Source organism: Haloferax profundi (assembly GCF_001469865.1).
Taxonomy (GTDB): domain Archaea; phylum Halobacteriota; class Halobacteria; order Halobacteriales; family Haloferacaceae; genus Haloferax; species Haloferax profundi.
The window spans coordinates 1-756 of record NZ_LOPV01000205.1 but is presented as its reverse complement, the minus strand read 5'-3'; the positions used below and the strand labels follow the sequence as shown (position 1 = coordinate 756).

Sequence of the window (756 nt, the reverse complement as noted above, 5' to 3'; positions counted from 1 at the left end):
CAGTGTTTTCGCCGTCGCTTCGCCAATTCCAGACGATGCGCCGGTGACGAGTGCGACGCGTCCAGTGGTGGTTGCCATTACGCACTAGGACGACCCTCCGAGAAGAGAATTTGATGCTAAGCAGTAAGTGTGTTTAAATACTTCTTCGGACCGAGCGTCTGGCTGATGAGTTGCTGTTCGGCGCGACGAATGAGGTCAGAGGTGGACGCTGCGGTGATACCAAGTTTGTCGGCGAGTTCTTGTGTAGACATGCGACGCGGCGAGTCGTAGTACCCACCGGTGAAAGCGAGCGAGAGTGCCCGATACTGTTTGTCAGTTAGCCCAAATTGGTCACGCTCCCCGGGGTTCTCCGGGTCCGACGCGATGTTCAGCAACTCCATCGGGATATCGTATACTTCACACCGGTCTCGAAGCGTGCTGAACGCCTCGTAGTTCGAGAAGACCTTCAGTTCTCGCACGCCCTCGCCGGTTATCGTAGCGTCCATCATCACGCCTTCGAACGCTTCGGGGTCGTGGGCGTCTAACAGGTCGGATGCCCCGTCGACGGTCACTTGATAGAACCATCCATCTGCTGCCTTTCCGATTGGTGTGACATCGGTTATTTCGGACTGGGAGTCGAGTTCTCGCTCGAAAGCCTCCTTCGAGTCGTCGTCGATACTGACCGTGACGAGGAGGTGTCCGCTATCGAGTTGGACTGTGTTGGCGACCGAGATTTCGCGACTTGGGAGCGCTTGCGCGAGTCCGACCAAGGGTAGC

General features: G+C 57.0%; 1 protein-coding gene. It reads right to left on the bottom strand.

Translation table 11 applies throughout. The features are described from left to right. Nucleotides 1–116: 116 nt before the first annotated feature. Nucleotides 117–756, bottom strand: a 640-nt coding sequence (locus AUR66_RS10540; protein WP_157533060.1) for a helix-turn-helix domain-containing protein, incomplete at its 5' end; no start/stop codon positions are given.